Annotated in this window: 25 protein-coding genes and 1 pseudogene; 2 read left to right on the top strand and 24 right to left on the bottom strand. The window is 38.9% G+C overall.

The window, feature by feature from the left end:
• Positions 1-127: 127 nt before the first annotated feature.
• From ACFQZG_RS27150 to ACFQZG_RS27225, 16 genes and pseudogenes are all read right to left on the bottom strand, one after another.
• Positions 128-352: pseudogene (locus ACFQZG_RS27150) on the bottom strand (VOC family protein); the annotation flags it as partial.
• Positions 353-1,152: 800 nt separating this feature from the next.
• Complete coding sequence (locus ACFQZG_RS27155) at positions 1,153-1,368, bottom strand: hypothetical protein (protein WP_378157859.1); 216 nt, start codon at positions 1,366-1,368, stop codon at positions 1,153-1,155.
• An 89-nt stretch (positions 1,369-1,457) separates the two neighbouring features.
• Entirely contained in the window at positions 1,458-1,766 is a 309-nt protein-coding gene (locus ACFQZG_RS27160; protein WP_378157860.1) for a hypothetical protein, read from the bottom strand.
• A gap of 65 nt (positions 1,767-1,831) precedes the next feature.
• A complete protein-coding gene (locus tag ACFQZG_RS27165) occupies positions 1,832-2,560 on the bottom strand; it encodes an ATP-grasp domain-containing protein (protein WP_378157861.1) in 729 nt (242 codons plus the stop codon).
• A 185-nt stretch (positions 2,561-2,745) separates the two neighbouring features.
• A complete protein-coding gene (locus ACFQZG_RS27170) occupies positions 2,746-3,123 on the bottom strand; it encodes a hypothetical protein (protein ID WP_378157862.1) in 378 nt (125 codons plus the stop codon).
• Positions 3,124-3,279: 156 nt separating this feature from the next.
• Complete coding sequence (locus tag ACFQZG_RS27175; RefSeq protein WP_378157863.1) at positions 3,280-3,447, bottom strand: hypothetical protein; 168 nt, start codon at positions 3,445-3,447, stop codon at positions 3,280-3,282.
• 103 nt (positions 3,448-3,550) lie between these two features.
• Positions 3,551-4,030 carry a DinB family protein gene (locus ACFQZG_RS27180; RefSeq protein WP_378157864.1) on the bottom strand — a complete coding sequence of 160 codons (480 nt, stop codon included), beginning with the start codon at positions 4,028-4,030 and terminating at the stop codon, positions 3,551-3,553.
• A 54-nt stretch (positions 4,031-4,084) separates the two neighbouring features.
• Entirely contained in the window at positions 4,085-4,441 is a 357-nt protein-coding gene (locus ACFQZG_RS27185) for a VOC family protein (RefSeq protein ID WP_378157865.1), read from the bottom strand.
• 713 nt (positions 4,442-5,154) lie between these two features.
• Positions 5,155-5,409, bottom strand: coding sequence for a hypothetical protein (locus ACFQZG_RS27190; RefSeq protein ID WP_378157866.1), 255 nt, complete (start codon positions 5,407-5,409; stop codon positions 5,155-5,157).
• A gap of 195 nt (positions 5,410-5,604) precedes the next feature.
• Positions 5,605-6,177, bottom strand: coding sequence for a hypothetical protein (locus ACFQZG_RS27195; RefSeq protein ID WP_378157867.1), 573 nt, complete (start codon positions 6,175-6,177; stop codon positions 5,605-5,607).
• A gap of 152 nt (positions 6,178-6,329) precedes the next feature.
• The gene (locus ACFQZG_RS27200; RefSeq protein ID WP_378157868.1) at positions 6,330-6,821 is read right to left on the bottom strand and encodes a stalk domain-containing protein; all 492 of its coding nucleotides are present in this window, start codon (positions 6,819-6,821) and stop codon (positions 6,330-6,332) included.
• Between the two features lie 47 nt (positions 6,822-6,868).
• A complete protein-coding gene (locus ACFQZG_RS27205; RefSeq protein WP_378157869.1) occupies positions 6,869-7,132 on the bottom strand; it encodes a hypothetical protein in 264 nt (87 codons plus the stop codon).
• Positions 7,133-7,502: 370 nt separating this feature from the next.
• On the bottom strand, positions 7,503-8,078 hold the full coding sequence (locus tag ACFQZG_RS27210; protein ID WP_378157870.1) for a GNAT family N-acetyltransferase: 576 nt from the start codon (positions 8,076-8,078) through the stop codon (positions 7,503-7,505).
• Between the two features lie 133 nt (positions 8,079-8,211).
• Positions 8,212-8,400 carry a DUF4177 domain-containing protein gene (locus ACFQZG_RS27215; protein WP_378157871.1) on the bottom strand — a complete coding sequence of 63 codons (189 nt, stop codon included), beginning with the start codon at positions 8,398-8,400 and terminating at the stop codon, positions 8,212-8,214.
• Positions 8,401-8,889: 489 nt separating this feature from the next.
• Positions 8,890-9,411: a DUF4259 domain-containing protein gene (locus ACFQZG_RS27220; RefSeq protein ID WP_378157872.1), complete on the bottom strand. Its 522-nt coding sequence runs from the start codon at positions 9,409-9,411 to the stop codon at positions 8,890-8,892.
• Positions 9,412-9,687: 276 nt separating this feature from the next.
• Entirely contained in the window at positions 9,688-10,299 is a 612-nt protein-coding gene (locus ACFQZG_RS27225; protein ID WP_378157873.1) for a nucleotidyltransferase domain-containing protein, read from the bottom strand.
• Positions 10,300-10,631: 332 nt separating this feature from the next.
• On the opposite strand from ACFQZG_RS27225, the gene ACFQZG_RS27230 reads away from it, so the two are divergent.
• Positions 10,632-10,916 (top strand): type II toxin-antitoxin system Phd/YefM family antitoxin, encoded by a 285-nt coding sequence (locus tag ACFQZG_RS27230; RefSeq protein WP_378157874.1) that lies wholly within the window; start codon positions 10,632-10,634, stop codon positions 10,914-10,916.
• Positions 10,894-11,199: a type II toxin-antitoxin system RelE/ParE family toxin gene (locus tag ACFQZG_RS27235; protein ID WP_378157875.1), complete on the top strand. Its 306-nt coding sequence runs from the start codon at positions 10,894-10,896 to the stop codon at positions 11,197-11,199. The genes ACFQZG_RS27230 and ACFQZG_RS27235 overlap by 23 nt, the downstream gene beginning before the upstream one ends.
• Positions 11,200-11,477: 278 nt before the next feature.
• On the opposite strand, the gene ACFQZG_RS27240 is transcribed toward ACFQZG_RS27235, so the two are convergent.
• From ACFQZG_RS27240 to ACFQZG_RS27275, 8 genes are all read right to left on the bottom strand, one after another.
• Positions 11,478-11,741 (bottom strand): hypothetical protein, encoded by a 264-nt coding sequence (locus tag ACFQZG_RS27240; RefSeq protein ID WP_378157876.1) that lies wholly within the window; start codon positions 11,739-11,741, stop codon positions 11,478-11,480.
• Positions 11,742-12,369: 628 nt separating this feature from the next.
• Complete coding sequence (locus ACFQZG_RS27245) at positions 12,370-12,642, bottom strand: hypothetical protein (protein WP_378157877.1); 273 nt, start codon at positions 12,640-12,642, stop codon at positions 12,370-12,372.
• Between the two features lie 1,606 nt (positions 12,643-14,248).
• A complete protein-coding gene (locus ACFQZG_RS27250) occupies positions 14,249-14,653 on the bottom strand; it encodes an RDD family protein (RefSeq protein WP_378157878.1) in 405 nt (134 codons plus the stop codon).
• 267 nt (positions 14,654-14,920) lie between these two features.
• Positions 14,921-15,376 (bottom strand): NUDIX hydrolase, encoded by a 456-nt coding sequence (locus tag ACFQZG_RS27255; RefSeq protein WP_378157879.1) that lies wholly within the window; start codon positions 15,374-15,376, stop codon positions 14,921-14,923.
• Between the two features lie 318 nt (positions 15,377-15,694).
• The gene (locus tag ACFQZG_RS27260; protein WP_378157880.1) at positions 15,695-16,060 is read right to left on the bottom strand and encodes a DUF5412 domain-containing protein; all 366 of its coding nucleotides are present in this window, start codon (positions 16,058-16,060) and stop codon (positions 15,695-15,697) included.
• 434 nt (positions 16,061-16,494) lie between these two features.
• The gene (locus ACFQZG_RS27265) at positions 16,495-17,085 is read right to left on the bottom strand and encodes a metallophosphoesterase family protein (RefSeq protein WP_378157881.1); all 591 of its coding nucleotides are present in this window, start codon (positions 17,083-17,085) and stop codon (positions 16,495-16,497) included.
• Positions 17,086-17,367: 282 nt separating this feature from the next.
• Complete coding sequence (locus tag ACFQZG_RS27270) at positions 17,368-17,676, bottom strand: hypothetical protein (RefSeq protein WP_378157882.1); 309 nt, start codon at positions 17,674-17,676, stop codon at positions 17,368-17,370.
• 400 nt (positions 17,677-18,076) lie between these two features.
• Positions 18,077-18,361, bottom strand: coding sequence for a hypothetical protein (locus ACFQZG_RS27275; RefSeq protein ID WP_378157883.1), 285 nt, complete (start codon positions 18,359-18,361; stop codon positions 18,077-18,079).
• Positions 18,362-19,928 lie beyond the last annotated feature (1,567 nt).

The following is a 19,928-nucleotide window of genomic DNA, read 5'->3' on the forward strand; positions in this document are numbered from 1 at the left end:
CAAATTCTCCTCCAGTTATCCGTATTTTATCCAGAACGAATTGGCCAATATCTGCCGTAAGAGCTTCGTTCTCCCCCTCGGGGGAGGTTCCCATAAGAGAGTTTACACAAAATTATTGACAGACCCTAGGACTGGGTTGTGATTGATTAAGCTTAGTATCATACGCAATATCTCTACGTTTCCAAATGGCCATTCTTAAGCCATTTTGCAAATCAAAGAATGCAACAGCGCCATGTTCAAACTCTGTGCCAACTATGCCTTCCGTCGGAAATCCAAGCCCATCTCGATAAAATTTCAATGCTTTCTCTAAATCATCTACACCTAATGTTAATACAGTAACTCTTGGCTTCATAGGATTACCCCCGTGTTAGTCGATGCCCATACCATCTTGAATTACTAGCAAATGAACATTACTCTTACTTAATGTTTAACAATATAGGCCCAATTATTAAACTGATTGATATCATGATAAAAATAGTACTTGTCATTCTACTAAGCTTTACATTTTGCTCTCTTCTATACCATCCATGAAATTGAAAATAGTTTCTGTATAATAGAAAAAATATAAATATATTTCCTATTGTCATGCTCCAATATATATCTGTTCTTCCCGTTATGATTTTAATGAGATTTTTTTCGAGTATACTCAATACGTACAGAGTCAGTAGGAGTAATACAACTAGTCTAAGTAGTTCCAATACAAAGGTTATACTCTTCCTCATTGGTCTTAATTCCCTCTCATTTAATGCAATGCATAGACTTAAGGCGACCAGGTTGCCGGCGCGATGCGCATAGTCGGTACGGATGTGTCCGGCTGCCTCTGCCTTTTAGAATAATTTCTTGACTAATTTCACTTAAAATCATGACTATTAAGAATTCTTTGGTCTGTAATGCTTATTCTATATAACTTTTTAGAGGGGTCATCTAAATAAATCACTTCTAGATAATCTCCCTCGTAACACGAAAACCCATCAACAACTTTCACTTTTTCGCCTGAAGTCATCGTAAAAACTTGCCCGATCTTAGAATTTAATATTTCATTGATGTCCATATTATCCCCACCATTTTTAGTATTACTACGTCCTACCAGCTTAGGCCCCGCCAATGACGGCCGCGAAGCGGTTAGGTGGAGGAACGTATCCAGCTGATTATCTAAATTCTCTTATCTAGTATATGTTTTTCATTGTTTACTTGTTTTCCTTCGTTTTGCTTTTTAACCTCCATTTTTAGCGCATGAACCTCACGTATTAAATCTCCAATTTTCTTTGATGTTTTTGATGAATCAATTGCATATCTGATTATTGCAGCCATTAATAGGACAGTAAAACAAATCATTATCACTATTCCTAATAGAACTAAAACATCCATCTTAACTCTCCTGACTGTTAGACTTATGGCGACGAATGTCGCCGGGCGCGATTCGATTAGTCGATTTGTCTGGCATATTCCACTTTATTTCAGTTCTTTTCGTTATCTTTATTCATCATGTGTTCTTTTTCGAATTGTCTGTTTGCTTCTCTAATCAATTGATTCTGTCTAACAAGAAATCTCCACGATGACATAATGAGCCCAATTACTGAAAGTATAATCCCAAAGGCAAATGTCAAAGTGATCACATTCCAGATCTCATTTGGTGTTATCGTTTTTAAGACTTGATAATCACCTGCTCTGTCATGTAGAGAAGCATATATAATGATTTTCTCTAATCCACTCAAGCCGATAAATAATATACCTGTTATTAACAAGGCAAATCCGAATGATTTCAAATTCATTCCTCCAAGAGTTTAATACGACGTCTCTGTTCACTTTGTATACACCTTCAAGTTTATTGTTAAAAATCACATTCATCAGGAGTCTTAGTTAATTCTGACCATCTAGCTGATAATAACTTAGCGTAATCCAATGAAAACATTCCATAATGCCCTAAAGCATATCCGTCATTTACTTCGATTAATATGGTTTCGCCTTTATCAGTTAAACCAATATCTACTGCATACCCTTTGGGAGCCGTTATGTATTTCAGAACGATTTCCTCAACAATTCGTGCGTCGAAATGTAATCGCCAATCTCCGCGATATCTACGAATATCCAAGATACTTCCATGTCTTACGAAACATCTCCACTCTGCAACAAACTTTACTAGTTCTGAGCAATGGATTTCAGTATCTTCTCCGTACGTCCCACACCCCATTAAATCCTTAGTACTTCTAACCACAACTCCTGTAAATTTTTTATCTTCTATTGGTTTGATAAAGACATTCCAATTATCCGGATTATTTGCAATTACATTAAGCGTGGACTTCCACACTCTTCTCCCTAGATAAGCTGTTAATTCCTCAGGATAATCTAGTTCAGGCGCAACAATGTCATAATTGAAAAGTATCCTTCTAACATCATCTACATCTCCAACAACGATGTCTTGTACCTGGTGGTCTGATACCTCATTAATATTATGGAAAAAACAAATTTCAAAACCCATCTGCTTAAATCCGTCATATGCAGCATAAAAGTTATGATTTGCAATTTCATTATCTATTCCTTTACGTATGTATATCTTCAATCTAGTACCCTCCTTGAACACCAACTAGATGCAAACCTCAGAGTTGAAGAGTAATATCTATTGCCTGAGATACATTCACACCTATTTCTTTATTTTTGTCTTTAGTAGACCTATAAAGGTAATCATTTCATCCGGGACATCAAACACCCGCTTTGGAATAATCGCAAATCCTCTTCTACTATAGATCAAATAAATAAGTCTTTTGTCTCTTTATAATCATTATAAAAACTCCAAGGAATTGATGATTTTAGGGCACCGGCAGTAAATCTTATTTCATCTTCGAGGAACTCCAACTCATACTCTTCTTTATACTTTGGTTCTCTCTTGAATAACACTCTAGGTAAAATGACCATTCGAATGAACATAGCAACAATGATAGATACCGATATAACTATTAGAAAAGACACTATAAATCCGTTTGATCCATCCATATAAGTATAGATTCCGTATGCCAGCAATAAAATTGCTATAATAAAATCCACATACCATCGCCTAGTATCTCTACTAGACTGGTTCATTGCCTGAATAAATTCTCTTTCGGAGTATTTATATTTGAGCTTCATCGACTATCCCCCTCATAAACATGTATTGCAGTAGTTGCAATAACGTTCTTATATTCACGACGTCCTACCACCTCAAGCACGAAGGGCGGTCGCGATGCGGTTAGGTGGTTCGGATGTGTCCGGCTGCTCCCGTTCCCAGTGTACTGTAATTCCTTCCTATCTTTTATTTTTCTTCTCATCTAAGTAAATGTCTAACGCAGCTATCCCGCGAATGGCAAGCTTAATAAAAAGATAAAGACTATATAAACCAAGCAAAATAAAAAGTCCATAGATGATAAATAATATACTTGGTAAAAATGTTACTGCACCTGATGAGCCATTCATTAATGATCCCTCTTTCTGGCTTAGCCATATAAATATAAAAAGCCCTTAATTGGAATTGTAATCCATTCGAGGGCAGATATCAAAAAAGAAAACACTCCTGAATTTATTGTAGTTGTATTTGTTTTTTGAGAAGCATTATTTGACCTATATGATAGGCATTATGTATGGATAAATTGGACACTACTCCCCACCATGGAGCATTGAAATATGTTGGGATTTCCAAGTTAAGTTTCTTTTCTTCACTTTCCTCAAGCGCACTATTCCATCTTCTAAATACTGTATCGAGTCTTTGTAAAGTACTATTCCATTCAGCTTCATTAATGGTGTTTGGATCTACATAAAAAGTATCATCATTGTTTATGGAGCCATCTAATTCAAAATATGCTAACTCAAATCTCTCTAACCATTTCTCATTCCAAAAAATAAGATGATTCACGATTGCCCATATGGATTGTTTGCTTGTACTTTCTATTGCAGCTTGTTCTGCATTTATCTCACTTAATATTTCTTGAAGAGGAATAAACCAGCTCTTATCGTTATAACAAGCGTTAAATTGATCAATGAGAATTGATTTGAAATTCATCCTAAAACCTCGCTTGTCGATTATTTTCTCGGTTCGTTCTTGCCCTCATTGACTTCACTTCACATAGTTTTTTAGTTCAAGTCTGTTCCCCTCTGGATCAATTATTACTCCTATTGTTCCCCAATCAAATCTATGTACTTCGACCTGAACATCTCTGTCAATAAGCTCTTTGACAGAATCATCAAAATCCTCAACTTCAATTCTAATAACCGTAGGATTCTGACTTCTATTCTTCTCTGTCTTACTTAATACCCCATTGTTTTCGACCATTAAATAACTGTTACCGAACTCAAATTTTGTAAGTCCTTCTTTTCTTTCTCTGATCTTGAGTCCAAGTTTTTCAACATAAAAATGAACATTTTCTTCATAATTGCCCAAAAATAAAATTATTCCCGTCTCTTTGATATTCATTGTATCTCCCCTTACCACATTAATCCCAATCCATATAAAAATTCACATCAAGCTTTTCTTGCTTGCAATCAGGGCAATCTAAGGGTCGACGAAGTCGATCCGAGGCGTGAATAAGGTGTTATAGGATGTCATCGCCTTGCTTGAATAAACTTACAACTCTCTTATTGATTATCTTTCAGTATTTGTTCAAATCTTTTTAAGATCTCTTCATCCATGACGAACACCAGATTTTTACCTTTAGTGGTATGTTGGATTTGTGAGAATATATAAATTCATTCTTGTAATAGATCTCCAAAGACTTATGTAATGTCTTGGTTGTAATCTCTTCAACCTTATTCTTGTCTTTAGGTACGATATATAACCCGCGACTTCCGCCTGCGTCTAGTAAAGACATTACCTTTAAAGTTTCTAGATCCCGATCAGTCATTAAGGATTCTCCCGCATCATCCTTGATAATTAAATAAGGTGCTCTATTTCCAGAGCGACATCCAAGTAGGGATAGGGCAATTACTAATAATAAAATAACAGCAGCGCTTCGACCTGTTCTCCTTATGTTCAATGGGTCCCTCCTTCACCATGGCGCGATGCTGCTTAGTCGGTGCAGATGTGTCCGGATAATCCCGCTTCCCCGCAACTGAAATGCCTATTGAAATCGACTTCTAACTCCTGTCGAACCGAGGGCTAATGCCCGATGCGTGAATATGGTGTTCAAATCACTTAGTATCCGTATTGTTCTTTGGAAAGCCATATGCAAGTAATATGAAACCTACAAGGAAGAAGAACCATACAAAGAAGTTTTCAAAGAAACCATGATAATGAACGGTTCGTTCTACCCCAGCGCCATTTGAAGCATAGCCTGCAGCATGTATTGCTGCTGAAAGTTTTTCGATTATTCTTTCGGTCGTATATATTAATCCACTAGTAATTAAGAAGATAGTTCCTAAGATCTTATAATAAGTATTTCCCATAAAGGTCACCTCTTTGTTTTAGATTAATGTTTATATAAGTTACAGCTCTAATCATAGTGTATTTACAGAACTTGAGTAACTTTCAGTTTAATGTATTTAACTGCTTTCAGGAATTTCAACTAACCGTTTGAGGTGACGACGTCGACCCGATGCGTGAATATGGTGTTTGATGAAGTTTTCGACCCACAGTCAATCCTACAAATACTGCTTTATAACTTCTTCATCCCATACCTGAGCTTCTATATATCTCTCAGGCCCATGATCTCCATTTACATTCCAGTCTTGCGGGAATCCATATCGATTAATGACTTCTATGATTTCATTCTTTGTGTATACTAGCTTTCGGTACGGTTTGCTATCTTCAAATCTCATTGTGGGAAATAGATCTCCATACGTAAAACTAATTGATTCTTCTAAAAATTCTCCCCAAGGTATAACGACTACTCCAGGATTCCTATACCATGATGCAATCCATTCACATGCTTCTACCGTCAAGTAATGAGGATATGTGTTTTGTGGTTTTCCTCCCTTTGCGATGAATTGCCCGCGAGCTTTAAATTCCAATTCTCTTCTTATGTACATATAATCTTTCGATCGTTGGCTTGCAAAAGTGTCTCCATCAATAATGAATTGATTTGAGATCTCTTCTGCTGCGTCCCTTGTCAGTTTGGATAAGTTCTTAAACGGTCCTATGTCTCTGTCATAATAATGATATAAATTGAAGGACATATATGCGTGTTCCTTTATTTTTTTAAATTTTACTAGCATTGGAAGACGACGTCCCACCGACTTAACTCCGACACCGATTCTGACTTCGTGCCGGACCGAGCAGCCGTAAGGCTACGGTGCGTGAATATGGTGTTAGATAAAGTCTCCGATTACTTGAAATACATTCAGTTTAAGTCTTATTAATTATCCTACTATTCGTCCGATTTCTTCGCCGACTGCTGAATAAATTTAATTACTTTTTCTGATTTATTGACGGTGTAATCCCACGCGAGACTCTTAGAGAAAAGAGAAAGCGGCAGATATACAACCTTATCAACAACAAATGGTGCAACTGGGAGTTTGATCGTCAAACCGTTATCTCCATAATTCTTTTTTGTATACTGATTCATCCCTTTGACAAGTGCAGTTTTGCTGCCAATAGTGTACTCAATAGTCTTATATCCATCAGTGAGAATGGTTGTTTTATCCTTTTGCTTTTTAATTTTAAAACGGTATACTTCAAAAATTTCGGCTGCAGGTAACATAATAGAATTTGATTTAATTACAATCTTTAAATTATCCGAAACTTTATGTTTATTAATAAAAACTTGGTATTCGTCTACTTGGTATTCTGCAGCTTTTGGAGTTGCCGCAATTAAAAATAATAAAGTTACAATTATTATAATAGATGTTATTGATCTCATCTTAGATACTCCTCCAGATTATAACTTCTAACTTCGTACCGGACCTACTAAATCTTTTTCTCCAATGACTTGTGTTTTAATTTTACTAGTTCCTCGAGCAATTCAATTATTCGACCAACTGCAATAAAGAAGAATCCTATTAATCCTCCAATAATCCATATTGTATAAGCCGTTCCTCTGTGAATAGTGGAAACAGAATCACTAAATAAGCCTATTGAATCATGTTGCTTTGACTCATCAAATATATTAAATCCCCAAACAATAGATCCCACTAATACTAGAAATCCAATAATCATCATAATGATTGCCATGACAAACTCCCTTTAATTAAATACTTAACTGAATTAATTATTCTACTCACAATCTTTATTTCCTCTTTTTTCTTAATTTGGGATCAAAAATGGTCCTCAATAAATTGAGGACCTATATCTTTTCTATATGGACTTACATGAATTATATAGACGTTAATGTATTAACGACGTTCCATCACCTTAAGCCCAAAGGGCGGCCGCGATGAGGTTGGGTAGTCGGATGTGTCCAGCCGCATCCACTTATCAGAATAATAAATTGCCTCATAGACATACTTCAAACTCCTACTGGACCGAGGGGCGACAGAGTCGACCCGATGCGTGAATATGATGTTAGGCTATGTCAACAGCATCTCCGAACTGCATAGATAATTTATATTTCTTTCTCTTTCTCGATAAATTCATCCTTAGTCATTCCAAAAAGGATTAGATCATGATATTTCCCGTTAGTGTAAATGTCTTTACGACGCACTCCTTCTTGAACACACCCGAGCTTTCTCATCATTGTAGCGGAAGCTTCATTTCCTTCTAGAACATAATCATTAAATTTATTTAGCCGTCTTTCAAAAAATGCATATCTTAATAGAATTCTAACAGCTCTTGTACCATATCCTTTACCTCGATGATCCCGATCGATCTGGATCCCGATACTGAAGGTTCCGTTTTTTTCGTCAATGCTGTTTAAATTTATACTTCCTATATTTTCGCCGTTCAAAGTCTCTATAGTGAACATTAATCGTCCGTTTCTAGACGATAATCCTGCGAATTTCTCTACAAAGCTCTTCGCCTCTGAAATTGTCGGTGGTAACTCAACTGCACACTCTAATAATCTCCGTGCATTACTATCAAATCGGTTGTAATAATACTCTTCCCAGTCTTCATGTTCAATTGCGCGCAAACGAATTTCTTCGTCTTGCCAGTAATAATTGGTATAGATTATTTCTTTCATTTCGAATCCCCCATGATATGTATTGATTTTGTAATTTTATGCGCCGTTGGTTTCGACTAACGTTCTGTTTGACGTCCCTCCATCTTAAGCCCGAAAGTGCGACCTTGATGCGGTTAGGTGTTACTCTACTCAACTATTCTTTATTCAATGGTCTTTCAAAAATTATCTCATACGAAGTTGGTTTACCATGTCCATTGTAATTCGTTGGTAATACCTGCACTAACCGCCATCCATCTCTCGCATATTCCTGAATTGTTTCTTGATGAGTTGCAGAAGTAAAAAATCCTCCAAGTGAAGTTTCTACAAAAATGTACTCATACATTATTATTATCCTCTCTATTATTATATATTGACTTTTATTAAAATTGAACTTTCACGACTTCATGCGGACTAATCTAAGATTTGAAGAGTTCCAGTCCTTTCTAAGTCGATATTTATTACTTTCTGTTTAAAAATTTGATTACTTTGACTATGAGATAGATGAATAGAATTAACATCAATAATGCAATTATCTGTATGACTGCATTCTCCCACAGGAAATTCATAAGCACCCAACTTTCTATGTGTTGTAAGATATTCATCTTGTTCCAGGTATGTCGTATAACGTTCTTGTAATCACGACGTCCCACCGACTTAAGGCGACGAAGTAGCCGGGCGCGATGCGCTTAGTCGGTGCGGATGTGTCCGGCTGCCTCAGCTTCCCCGAACACTGAAATGCCCCTCTGAATCCTCTTTTACTCCGACCGGACCGAGGGCGAATGCCCGATGCGTGAACATGGTGTTATGCGATGCCAACGACTTCACTGAGTTACTATTGCTTCCTTCGACATCTATTCATTAAATCGGTTATCTCTTCAATCCATTTCTCATATTTATCACTTGATTTCCATAACTCATTTAATTCAGACTTCTCTATCAATCTACTGAGTTGATCTATCACTATTTCAGAAAGTAAATTTAGTGAAAAGTTCCATTTTTGTTCCTTTGATTTTTCCTTCCAGACTTTATTTACTTCTTCTTTAGTGAAGATAATGATTACGATTTTATTAAATATTGAGATTAGTGATCTATCATATGATTGCTTCTTTTTAATCCACTTGACCATTTCAGGTGGTAGATCAGAGCACGGTGATCCGAATAAAGCTGCTACAACTTCAGCAGCCGCAATTAATTCTGATGAAATACCACTATCAACAAACTCATCTTCTTTATATTCGTTCACAAATTCATACACCGTAATGACTACTTGGGACAAGTCTCTCTCTTCTTCAAATACTGAAAGCCAGTCTAAAGCTGAATCGTTTTCAAATGATGTTACTCCCCATGCACCCAAGAGATCACCTTCATGAATGTATTTGTTGTTGGTATTACATATGTATTGTTCGTTGGTTTCGCATAACGTTCATTGTTCGTTGGTTTCGCATAACGTTCATGTATTCACGACGTCCCACCACCTTAAGCCCCGAAGGGGCGGCCGCGATGCGGTTAGGTGGTGCGGATGTGTCCGGCAGAATTGGCTTCCCTGTAATCTGAAATGCCTCTTCGAAATGCCTCTTACTTCTGTCCGGACCGAGGGGCGACAAAGTCGACCCGATGCGTGAATATGGTGTTATAAGATGTTCCCGCCTTCTCTGAAATAGCTTTCAAGTTTACTTATCCAGTTCTTATTCCCCTTTGCCTCAATGATATTTTGTAATAACCATTTCTTTGAGGAATCATCATTCACTCGATCCATGTATATCTTAAAATCATGTTCATCTTCTTCTCTCGTACTAAGGCTCTTAAAGAGCAGCTGCCATACAGGGTTTACATATGGTCTAGTATGATTTCCCTTTGCGAAATCATAAATATCCATTTTAATCGATCTGTTCTTTCTGAATATCACTTTCTCTTCTATTCGCTCTGTTACTAATATCTCTAAGAACTCATTACCTTTAAACAAATGTAAACAGTATCTTGGTGGATCTAAATCGCTTAAGTTCTTAAACGCTTCTAATCTATGTTCACCTGGGATGGCTACTTGTATATCCCACTCACTAAAATAGGTAATTACATAAGGAACATCTTCTCTGAAAATACAAATATCCATATCTTTATGAGTTCTTGTTATTTCATTCACGGCGAGATCTATCGTCCAACCACCAGCAATAAACCATGATCTTTGAAATGATTTCATTAACAATTCAACTTGAACAAGTTCTGATGCGTTAATGATGATCACCTCGATCTTATGTATTAAATGCTCTTGCGGGAATTTCTTATAACGTTATTGTGTTCACGACGCCCCACCGACTAAAGGCACCTTCAGGTGCCGGGCGCGATGCGCTTAGTCGGTGCGGATGTGTCCGGCTGCCTCAACTTCCATGAACACTGAAATTCCCCTCTGATTCCACTTCTTACTCCGGCCGGACCGAGGGCGTAGCCCGATGCGTGAACATGGTGTTAGGCGAAATCCACTTGAAATACCTTCACTTTGTTTAATACTCACTTCTCTTGGATATCATAATTATGATAAAATAAAGTTGTCACAATTTTCTCTTGGGAGTGATTTCATTGCCTATTATCAAACCCATATCCGATCTGAGAAATAACTTTAATTACATTTCTGAAGTATGCCATTCTGAAGGCGAGCCTGTGTTTATCACTAAAAATGGTCATGAAGATCTGGTTGTTATGAGTCATGCCTTATATGAGAAGCAACAAGCGGTTATAGAACTGTATCAAAAACTGGCAGTCGCTGAGAAAGAAAGTGTAGATCCATCAGTCCAAAAAATTGATCATGAAGCTCTGATGAAAACTTTAAGGAGCCGTATCAATGGAGAAAAAGCTGCCGATTAAATATCTACCCTCCGCTGCACAAGATATTACCGATATCATCGAGTATGTCTCCATTGATAACCCTTCTGCTGCTCTTAATCTTCTTAATTCATTTGATGAGAAAATCTCTATACTTGCATACTTTCCACAAAGTAAACCGATTCCTAATGATAGACGATTACAACTTTTGAATTACAGAATGTTAGTTATTGATAGTTATTTAGTATTCTACGTTGTTCACCTGGAGTTTGTTGAAATTCGTAGAGTACTACACGCGAAAAGAAAATACGATTTTTTGCTTTAATTGTGATTTGCTCCGGATTTCGCCTAACGTTCATGTGTTCACGACGTCCCACCACCTTAAGGCTCCGTCAGGAGCCGGCCGCGATGCGGTTAGGTGGTGCGGATGTGTCCGGCTGATTCGGCTTCCTCGAATACTGAAGTCCCTCATCGAATTCACTTCAGACCCCTGCCGGACCGAGGGCGAATGCCCGATGCGTGAACATGGTGTTATATGAAGGTCAGCTCTTCCTCGAGTTACATTCACTAATGCGGACACGCCGATCTTAATTTTCTTATGCTTTATAAATGATCTATTACATCTATTAATTGGCCTATTATAGCCACGATGGAAATCACGACAAACAAAATAATTAGCCATTTTGTTATTAGTCTTATCGATTTCGGAATTTGTCTTAATTGCTTAGGAGCTTGAAACCCATTTACAGAGTCATAATGCTTTAACACATCATTGAATCCTTCTCTTGAATGTATCTCATCTCTTGATTCTTCTGGTTGGGTAGTATGAATGGTTTCGTCTTTATATGGATTATATTTATCTTCCATTTCATTCCCCCGGTTTTGCTGAATGTTGTCACGCTGACTTCCTGGATCTTACCTTCAAAACGCTTTGATTAATGATTCTACGATAAGTCCGTCATATGCCTTCCTTACAGATAGAATTGCTGAATGTTGACACGCTGACTTCATTGAGTTGCCTTCATTATCATATTTCTTTGGCACGAAAAGTTCGTCATGCTGCTCTTACATTAGGTTTGCTAAATTCGTTCAACTAAGCTACTCCCCAAAGGCTCAAATGATATTTACCGCGGACACGCATGCACTTCTGACTTGGAACAAACTGCTCTTGATCTTAATAAGCTCTTGCTGACTTTCATATAACGTTATTGTATTCACGACGTCCCACCGACTTAAGGCAGCGGAGCTGCCGGGCGCGATGCACTTAGTCGGTGCGGATGTGTCCGGCTGCATCAGCTTCCCCGAACACTGAAATGCCTCATCGAATCCTCTTCTTACTCCTGCCGGACCGAGGGCGAATGCCCGATGCGTGAATATGGTGTTAGGTGAAGTTTAGGCCCTCTTGAATTACTACAAACTATTATTTTTTTCTTGGAAAAGCTATAACCATTATTAAATAGTTTTTGTTTATCATCTATCTTTCGCAGTTATGACCTTATTTTAGTTCTTGAAATTCCATTTCCGATCCTCTGATATGGTAGCCATCCTCATCATGTGTAATAATTCTAATGTAATTACTATTTGCATCAATAACCCATACAGTATCTTTATCCATTTGAACCGTAGAAATTTGTTGAGGAATTGGTGTTCCAGGGATCCCATGCACAGTTACTGATTGAGCTGGATTATAAAGCTTGTTAACAGCCCATATCGTTAGAATTGTGAGCCAAATCATAATCAAGAATGGGTATATACTTTTCAAAGACAAACAAATCTCCCCTCTCGAACGTTTAATTTGTAAAACAACAAGTTTTTAGAGATTCTCTTATCACTTGGATTTGTATTGTATTTGCACTTAATCAGAACTTGCCTTAATTTCACCTAACGTTCATGTATTCACGACGTCCCACCGACTTAAGGTTCCGCTAGGAACCGGCTGCGCTTGCGCAGTTAGTCGGTGCGGATGTGTCCGGCTGCTCCAGCTTCACCGAAACTGAAATGCCTCTTCGAATCCACTTCTAACTTCGTGCCGGACCGAGGGCGAATGCCCGATGCGTGAATATGGTGTTATATGACGTTCGTGTCTCCTCTGCATTACTTAAGTGATGCTTTATATTCCTCTATTTCTTTAATCAAAATTCTAATGAAGAAGTGACAAAATAATATAATTGCTTGTGCAACACCAATATATAAAGGTATACCAACTTCCCACAATACAAATTCCCAACCAAAAAAACTACTCCAATTGTCCGATATATGTAAGTCGTAATCCTTCTTCATTTGTAGTACCCCATATACAGTTGACATGAAGTACCATATCGCGAAAAAAAATATTCCGAGTGCCCCATTGTATCTATTGATAACTTTTGCAGTTGCATATACGAGAGCAAATGCAATTCGCGATGCGGTTAGGTGGTGCGGATGTGTCCGGCTGCTTCTGCTTCCCCGTATACTGAAATGCTTCATCGAAATGCATCGAGCACCGGTCCGGACCGAGGGGCGACGGAGTCGACCCGATGCGTGAATATGGTGTTATCAGAAGGTCAGCACTTCCTCGAACCACTACCAACAAATATATTGCGGACACGCTTCTTCCTCGAATTACTATATCTTTACACTCTAGCTTCATTGATTGGCCTTCACATATAGCTCTGCTGAATGTTGTCACGCTGGCTTCTCCGAAAAGCCCACTCATATAGGTTTGCTGAATGTTGTCACGCTGGCTTCTCCGAGATACCAACTCATAAAGGTTTGCTGAATGTTGTCACGCTGGCTTCTCCGAAAAGCCTACTCATAAAGATTGCTGATTGTTGTCACGCTGACTTCTCCAAAAAGCCTACTCATATAGGTTTACTGAATGTTGTCACGCTGACTTCTTCGAAATGCCTACTTCAAATAGGTTTGCTGAATGTTGTCACGCTGACTTCTTCGAAATGCTTACTTTAAATAGGTTTGCTGAATGTTGTCACGCTAGCTTCTCCGAAAAGCCCACTCATATAGGTTTACTGAATGTTGACATGCTGGCTTCACCGAGATGACTACTCATATAGCTCTTATTGTTGACACACTGACTTCACCGAGATCCCTTCTATAACCAATATCCGCGGACACGCCATTTACTTAATCAGCTCTTGCTGACTTTCTGATAACGTTATTGTATTCACGACGTCCCACCACCTTAAGCCCGAAGGGCGGCCGCGATGCGGTTAGGTGGTGGGATGTGTCCGGCTGCTCACGCTTCCCCGACACTGAAATTCCTCATCGATTCCTCTTCTAACTTCGTGCCGGACCGAGGGCGAATGCCCGATGCGTGAATATGGTGTTAGGTGATGTTAATGCCTTCTTGAGATTCCCTCAAATTATGTACTTTGCAATTATTGATGATTAGCCTTAGAAATACTTTTAATTTGAGTTTTTGAAATCATTTCTCCTATTCTTTGTCCCTTAATAACTAGAATAATTAATTCAATTGGCCAAATTATTAATGTTATATTCCTTAGTATTAAATGAAACTTTCCTGGCACTCGGTCGGAATCTTCCTTGCCCCTTACTGCTATTCCAAGAACCCTCTTCCCGGGGCTCCTTCCTTCAAAAACATCTCTCAAAAAGTAAAATATCATTCCAATTGCCAATACAAAATTAAACGATTCGAATCGACTATTAATGTTTTCGTTAGTAGGAGCAATGAAAGAGTTTAAGTTTATTAAAACAAAGACAATTCCAAATATTATAGTCCCAATAATATGATCAATTAAAAATGCAAGAATTCTGTCCTTCATCTTTTATGGTCCTCTATTCTTTAGAGTCTTTTAGCACAGCATTAATTTCACCTAACGTTATTGTGTTCACGACGTCCCACCGACTTAAGGCACCGTCAGGTGCCGGGCGCGATGCGCTTAGTCGGTGCGGATGTGTCCGGCTGCTCCAACTTCCCCGAACACTGAAATTCCCCTCTGAATCCTCTTCTAACTCCGGCCGGACCGAGGGCGAATGCCCGATGCGTGAACATGGTGTTATAAGATGTCCCCGCCAGCTTCGAGTCACTATCACAGCTTTACATTCTCTTTTAAATTTACTGTTTCCGTTTTTATCTCTTTATACTTTTTGACTTCTTGATATTTCTCTAATATCTGATAATAGATCTCTCCGTAGTTTAATCCCTTTGGTATTACCTGAACTAATCTAATTTCAGCAATCTCAAATTCCGGCAGTTCCCCTAACTCTTCAACTTCTGCTTCTAAGACTACTCCGTACTCTCCGTTCATTTGATAGATTCCAATCTCAGATAAATTAAATACTAGCGCACCTGTCTCTTCATACAATTCTCTGCTGGCGGCTTCGATTACTTCTTCTCCTTTCTCTATCTTGCCACCTGGTAGTTCCCAAACTAGCCGACTCTTATTCCTGATCAAAATATATTGATTCTTGTATTTAGCAATTATTACAACATACTTTTGTACATATTTATCTTTCTCTTCGATCTCATGCCAAGAGTAATTCATTCATGATTCCCTCTGTCCTTTAAGATCTTTCGATTTAGCGGGGATTTCTTATAACGTTATTGTATTCACGACGTCCCACCGACTTAAGGCTCCGCCAGGAGCCGGCTGCGCTTGCGCAGTTAGTCGGTGCGGATGTGTCCGGCTGGTTACGCTTCTTCGAGACTGAAATGCCTCTTCGATCAACCTCTAACTTCTTACCGGACCGAGGGGCGACAGAGTCGTCCCGATGCGTGAATATGGTGTTATCGGAAGTTCTCGACTTCTCGATTAACTTGCAAGTATGATTGGCCCTATTTTTGTTTGTTTATGTAATCTTTTTTAATGTCTCCTAAAATCATATTTATCATTCGGTAGATTCAATGTATGACCATTTATTAATACTGTATCATTGTCTAGCCACACAATCTCCGCAGCAAACTCCCTATAATTCCAATAAATATTTTTAGGTTTTTTTGAACTTAGATTAAATACAAGTTGACCTCGGATGGTAAAGTCTGTCGTTGCTCCGCCACTAGAACGAAATGCTTTTATCGTATACATTCCATTTGGTGAACTTGATTGCGTGATGAGTTCACCTCCCTTTAATCTGTTCATGTCATAGAACGCCCAGTACACACCATAACCTATTAAACAAATAATTAAAGTGATTGGAAGTAGTATAAATAAATACAGTTTCGCTCTCATGTTATCCACTCTACCCATTCGAGTTATATTCTTAAGTCTGTACATATGCAATATCCTCACAATGGAATTATAACCCAGACTTACTAGATCCGCACTTTTATTCCGCATAAATAAAAGCCGCGGCCTCGAAGAATATCAGTCTTCGGACTCTCACGCGACTAAATAATTATATGTTTTTTTGTTGTCGATCTATTAACGATCTTATTGCTCTCGAGAATTTCCGATAACGTTATTGTATTCACGACGTCCTACCACCTTAAGCCCGAAGGGCGGCCGCGATGCGGTTAGGTGGTGGGATGTGTCCGGCTGCTCTCGCTTCCTCGTAACTGAAATGCCTCTTCGATCAACTTCTGACTTCGTGCCGGACCGAGGGCGAATGCCCGATGCGTGAATATGGTGTTATCTGAAGTATCAAGACTTCGTTGAACCACTTATTAAAGCTCTATAAAGTAGTATCCAAATGCATTTATGATTTCTGTCTCTTTGAAATTATGAATTCTTTGGTTTCTTCCATAATTCAAATGTTGATGTCCATGCAATAGATATCGCGGCTTATATTTACTAAGAAATTCGATAAAACATTCAAATCCCCTATGACACAAATCTTCCCCATCTCCAATCTTGTAAGCTGGGGCATGTGTTACTAGGATATCAATTCCTTTACTTAGCCAAAGCCTTAGTCTTAATTTTGTTATTCTCCGTTTCATTTGCCTTTCAGAATATTGATGTTCTCCTGCGCTATATCGGTAACTTCCCCCAAGTCCCATAATTCTAATTCCCTTATAAGTAACTATCTTATCTTCTATGCATTCGCAGCCTTCTGGCGGGTATGATCGATATTTTGTATCGTGGTTCCCATGCACATAAAACAAAGGAGCATTAATCATGCTCACTAAAAAAGATAGATATTCTGATTTAAGATCACCGCATGAAATAATAATGTCTACGTTCTTAAACTTCTTAGGCTCAAAATGATCCCATATGTACTTCGATTCTTCGTCGGAGACAACCAATATTCTTGTCATTTGTACACCTCCGGTTTAGAACGCATGCATTCTTGATATTTCAGATAACGTTCATGTATTCACGACGTCCCACCACCTTAAGGCTCGAAGAGCCGGCCGCGACGCGGTTAGGTGGTGGGATGTGTCCGGCTGCTCCCGCTTCCTCGAAACTGAAATGCCACTCCGAATCCACTTCTAACTTCGTGCCGGACCGAGGGCGAATGCCCGATGCGTGAATATGGTGTTATACGACGTACCTGTCCTCTCGATAATCATAAAGATTTCAGAATTATTTATATTGATTTATTGTTGAGTTTCAGAGAAAAAATCATCTAACAACAGAAAAAATGCATCAAATGCAGCATCTTCATTTATTGAAAAGAAAATAATAATTTCCACCCAACCATGAGATCGACTAACATTGAATCGCCTTTGAAGATACTCATTAAATTCCGAAATAAAGAAATTGTTTGGTTCATTAGGTTCATTTGTTTCATTGTGATATTCTATATAACCATCCAGAAATGCCCGGAGCAATGGCAATGATTTTTTCCCAATGTATAGTGCAGGTTTTTGTTTTATCTGTTGTAGTTTTTTGTATAGAATGTCCAAATTCATTCCTCCAATTATTATTATGCTAGTCGACGCACTGGAAACAACTCAATAAATTGAACTTCAGTAGTCTTTCATTTTGAATCAGTCGTTTGCTCCTTGTATGCAAACTAGTTAAGCCTTTAATTTTCATAACAGCACTTCAGGTATGTCGTATAACGTTCTTGTATTCACGACGTCCCACCGACTTAAGGCCACGAAGTGGCTGGGCGCGATGCGCTTAGTCGGTGCGGATGTGTCCGGCTGATTCTGCTTCCCCGAAACTGAGATGCCTCTTTGATCAAACTTCAGACTCCTGCCGGACCGAGGGCGAATGCCCGATGCGTGAATATGGTGTTAGATGAAGTTGATGGCTTCTTGGATTCACTTACAATTCCACTTTCACTTTTTCTTTATTTAGTTATTTAAGTTGGATATACTCCCCATGCATTGAGAACAAGCTAACCTCTTCTTTAATAGCCTTTTTCATTTTTTCTCCACACTTTTCGCTACAAAGTGAAAAAATACCATCTTGGCCTTGTTTCTTAGCCTCGGATCCTTTTGCAGTTACTATTAATGGCACATGTGTATTCCTGGTTTTCATAAATATTGTGCTGATTCTTCCATCTTCTTCTTGAATGTCATAGCCTTTTGCAAACTTAACGCCCAATCCAAAACAAGGTTTATTCTCTTTAATTTTTTTCATACACCATGAACATCTAAGCATGCTTTAATCTCCTTAATGATTTGGATTTTCATCAATTTCATCTAACGTTATGTATTCACGACGTCCTACCACCTTAAGCCCGGAGGGCGGCCGCGATGCGGTTAGGTGGTGGGATGTGTCCGGCTGCTTATGCTTCCTCGAGACTGAGTTGCCTCTTCGATCAACCTCTAACTTCTTGCCGGACCGAGGGGCGACAGAGTTGTCCCGATGCGTGAATATGGTGTTATCGGAAGTTCTCGACCTCTTGATCCACTCACAAGTCTGACCTTGATCTAACTCGTGCACTTGATCTTCATCAGTCTTTGATTTTCATCAGTCTTTGATCTTCATCAGTCTTTGATCTTCATCAGTCTTTGATCTTCATCAGTCTTTGATCTTCATAAGTCTTTGATCTTCATAAGTCTTTGATCTTCATTGGTTTTCGACTTCTATTCTAATGGAATTATAACCCAGTCTTTCTAAATCCGCACTTTAAATCCGCAAAAATAAAAGCCGCAGCGCCGAAGTAAATCAATCTTCGGAATCTCACGCGACTACTTTGTTTAATGTATTTTCAGTTCTTTAATCGTTTTTGAACGCTCTTATCAGCACTCGAGAATTTCCGATAACGTTATTGTATTCACGACGTCCCACCACCTTAAGCCACGAAGTGGTGGCCGCGATGCGGTTAGGTGGTGCGGATGTGTCCGGCTGAATATGCCTCTTCGAAACTGAAATGCCTCTTCGAAATGCATCTTATACATCGGTCCGGACCGAGGGTCGGCGAATGCCGGCCCGTAGCGTGAATATGGTGTTATCTGCTGTTGCCCTCTTCTTCGAGTATCCAAGAAAGATTCGTTATACATTGTTTTAACTCTGATTTTGAAGCCTTGATTCTATTCTCTAATCAGTACTTGTTGTCTCGTTCTGAACAGATCATTTAGTTCGGCGTACCATTGGTGCGACGAACTCATGTCAGAATGAGACTTCACAAGTATCTGATTAGTATTGATCAGTACTTGTAGTCTCATTCGAACAGATCGTTTAGTTCGGAGTACCATCGGTGCGACGAACTAAGACTGAATGAGACTTCACAAGCTACTGATCTCTTATAGAATCAAGGTCTTCATTAAAGTTTAAGAACCTATAACGAATCTTTCGTTCCCAACCCAAACGATCTGAAACCTGGTTGTCGAACAATTCATATGATTCGTAGTGACTGACGTATCGTCATCAAGATCTATTCAACAAATATGAATTATTCGACTTCTTCACTGAGACACCTCTCTGAATACCAGGTTTCAGGTTTGGGTCAGGGATGGATGGTCTTCATTGCTCTGGGCAATTGCAGATAACGTTGTTGTATTCACGACGTCCCACCGACTTAAGGTTCCGCCAGGAACCGGCTGCGCTTGCGCAGTTAGTCGGTGCGGATGTGTCCCGGCTGATTCTGCTTCCCGAAACTGAAATGCCTCTCCGACTCTTCTTCTAACTTCGTGCCGGACCGAGGGCGAATGCCCGATGCGTGAATATGGTGTTATCTGATGCCGGTGTCTTCTTCGAGCTA

This window comes from Cohnella sp. GCM10027633, assembly GCF_042675445.1.
Taxonomy (GTDB): domain Bacteria; phylum Bacillota; class Bacilli; order Paenibacillales; family Paenibacillaceae; genus Cohnella.

Coding starts and splice junctions, on each gene's coding strand:
- ACFQZG_RS27255 (WP_378157879.1), bottom strand. CDS start 15,376: ATGAATTACTCTTGGCATGAGATCGAAGAGAAAGATAAATATGTACAA.
- ACFQZG_RS27190 (WP_378157866.1), bottom strand. CDS start 5,409: ATGGGAAATACTTATTATAAGATCTTAGGAACTATCTTCTTAATTACT.
- ACFQZG_RS27180 (WP_378157864.1), bottom strand. CDS start 4,030: ATGAATTTCAAATCAATTCTCATTGATCAATTTAACGCTTGTTATAAC.
- ACFQZG_RS27200 (WP_378157868.1), bottom strand. CDS start 6,821: ATGAGATCAATAACATCTATTATAATAATTGTAACTTTATTATTTTTA.
- ACFQZG_RS27195 (WP_378157867.1), bottom strand. CDS start 6,177: ATGCTAGTAAAATTTAAAAAAATAAAGGAACACGCATATATGTCCTTC.
- ACFQZG_RS27250 (WP_378157878.1), bottom strand. CDS start 14,653: ATGAAGGACAGAATTCTTGCATTTTTAATTGATCATATTATTGGGACT.
- ACFQZG_RS27205 (WP_378157869.1), bottom strand. CDS start 7,132: ATGGCAATCATTATGATGATTATTGGATTTCTAGTATTAGTGGGATCT.
- ACFQZG_RS27155 (WP_378157859.1), bottom strand. CDS start 1,368: ATGGATGTTTTAGTTCTATTAGGAATAGTGATAATGATTTGTTTTACT.
- ACFQZG_RS27275 (WP_378157883.1), bottom strand. CDS start 18,361: ATGAAAAAAATTAAAGAGAATAAACCTTGTTTTGGATTGGGCGTTAAG.
- ACFQZG_RS27235 (WP_378157875.1), top strand. CDS start 10,894: ATGGAGAAAAAGCTGCCGATTAAATATCTACCCTCCGCTGCACAAGAT.
- ACFQZG_RS27210 (WP_378157870.1), bottom strand. CDS start 8,078: ATGAAAGAAATAATCTATACCAATTATTACTGGCAAGACGAAGAAATT.
- ACFQZG_RS27260 (WP_378157880.1), bottom strand. CDS start 16,060: ATGAGAGCGAAACTGTATTTATTTATACTACTTCCAATCACTTTAATT.
- ACFQZG_RS27215 (WP_378157871.1), bottom strand. CDS start 8,400: ATGTATGAGTACATTTTTGTAGAAACTTCACTTGGAGGATTTTTTACT.
- ACFQZG_RS27265 (WP_378157881.1), bottom strand. CDS start 17,085: ATGACAAGAATATTGGTTGTCTCCGACGAAGAATCGAAGTACATATGG.
- ACFQZG_RS27240 (WP_378157876.1), bottom strand. CDS start 11,741: ATGGAAGATAAATATAATCCATATAAAGACGAAACCATTCATACTACC.
- ACFQZG_RS27170 (WP_378157862.1), bottom strand. CDS start 3,123: ATGAAGCTCAAATATAAATACTCCGAAAGAGAATTTATTCAGGCAATG.
- ACFQZG_RS27175 (WP_378157863.1), bottom strand. CDS start 3,447: ATGAATGGCTCATCAGGTGCAGTAACATTTTTACCAAGTATATTATTT.
- ACFQZG_RS27185 (WP_378157865.1), bottom strand. CDS start 4,441: ATGAATATCAAAGAGACGGGAATAATTTTATTTTTGGGCAATTATGAA.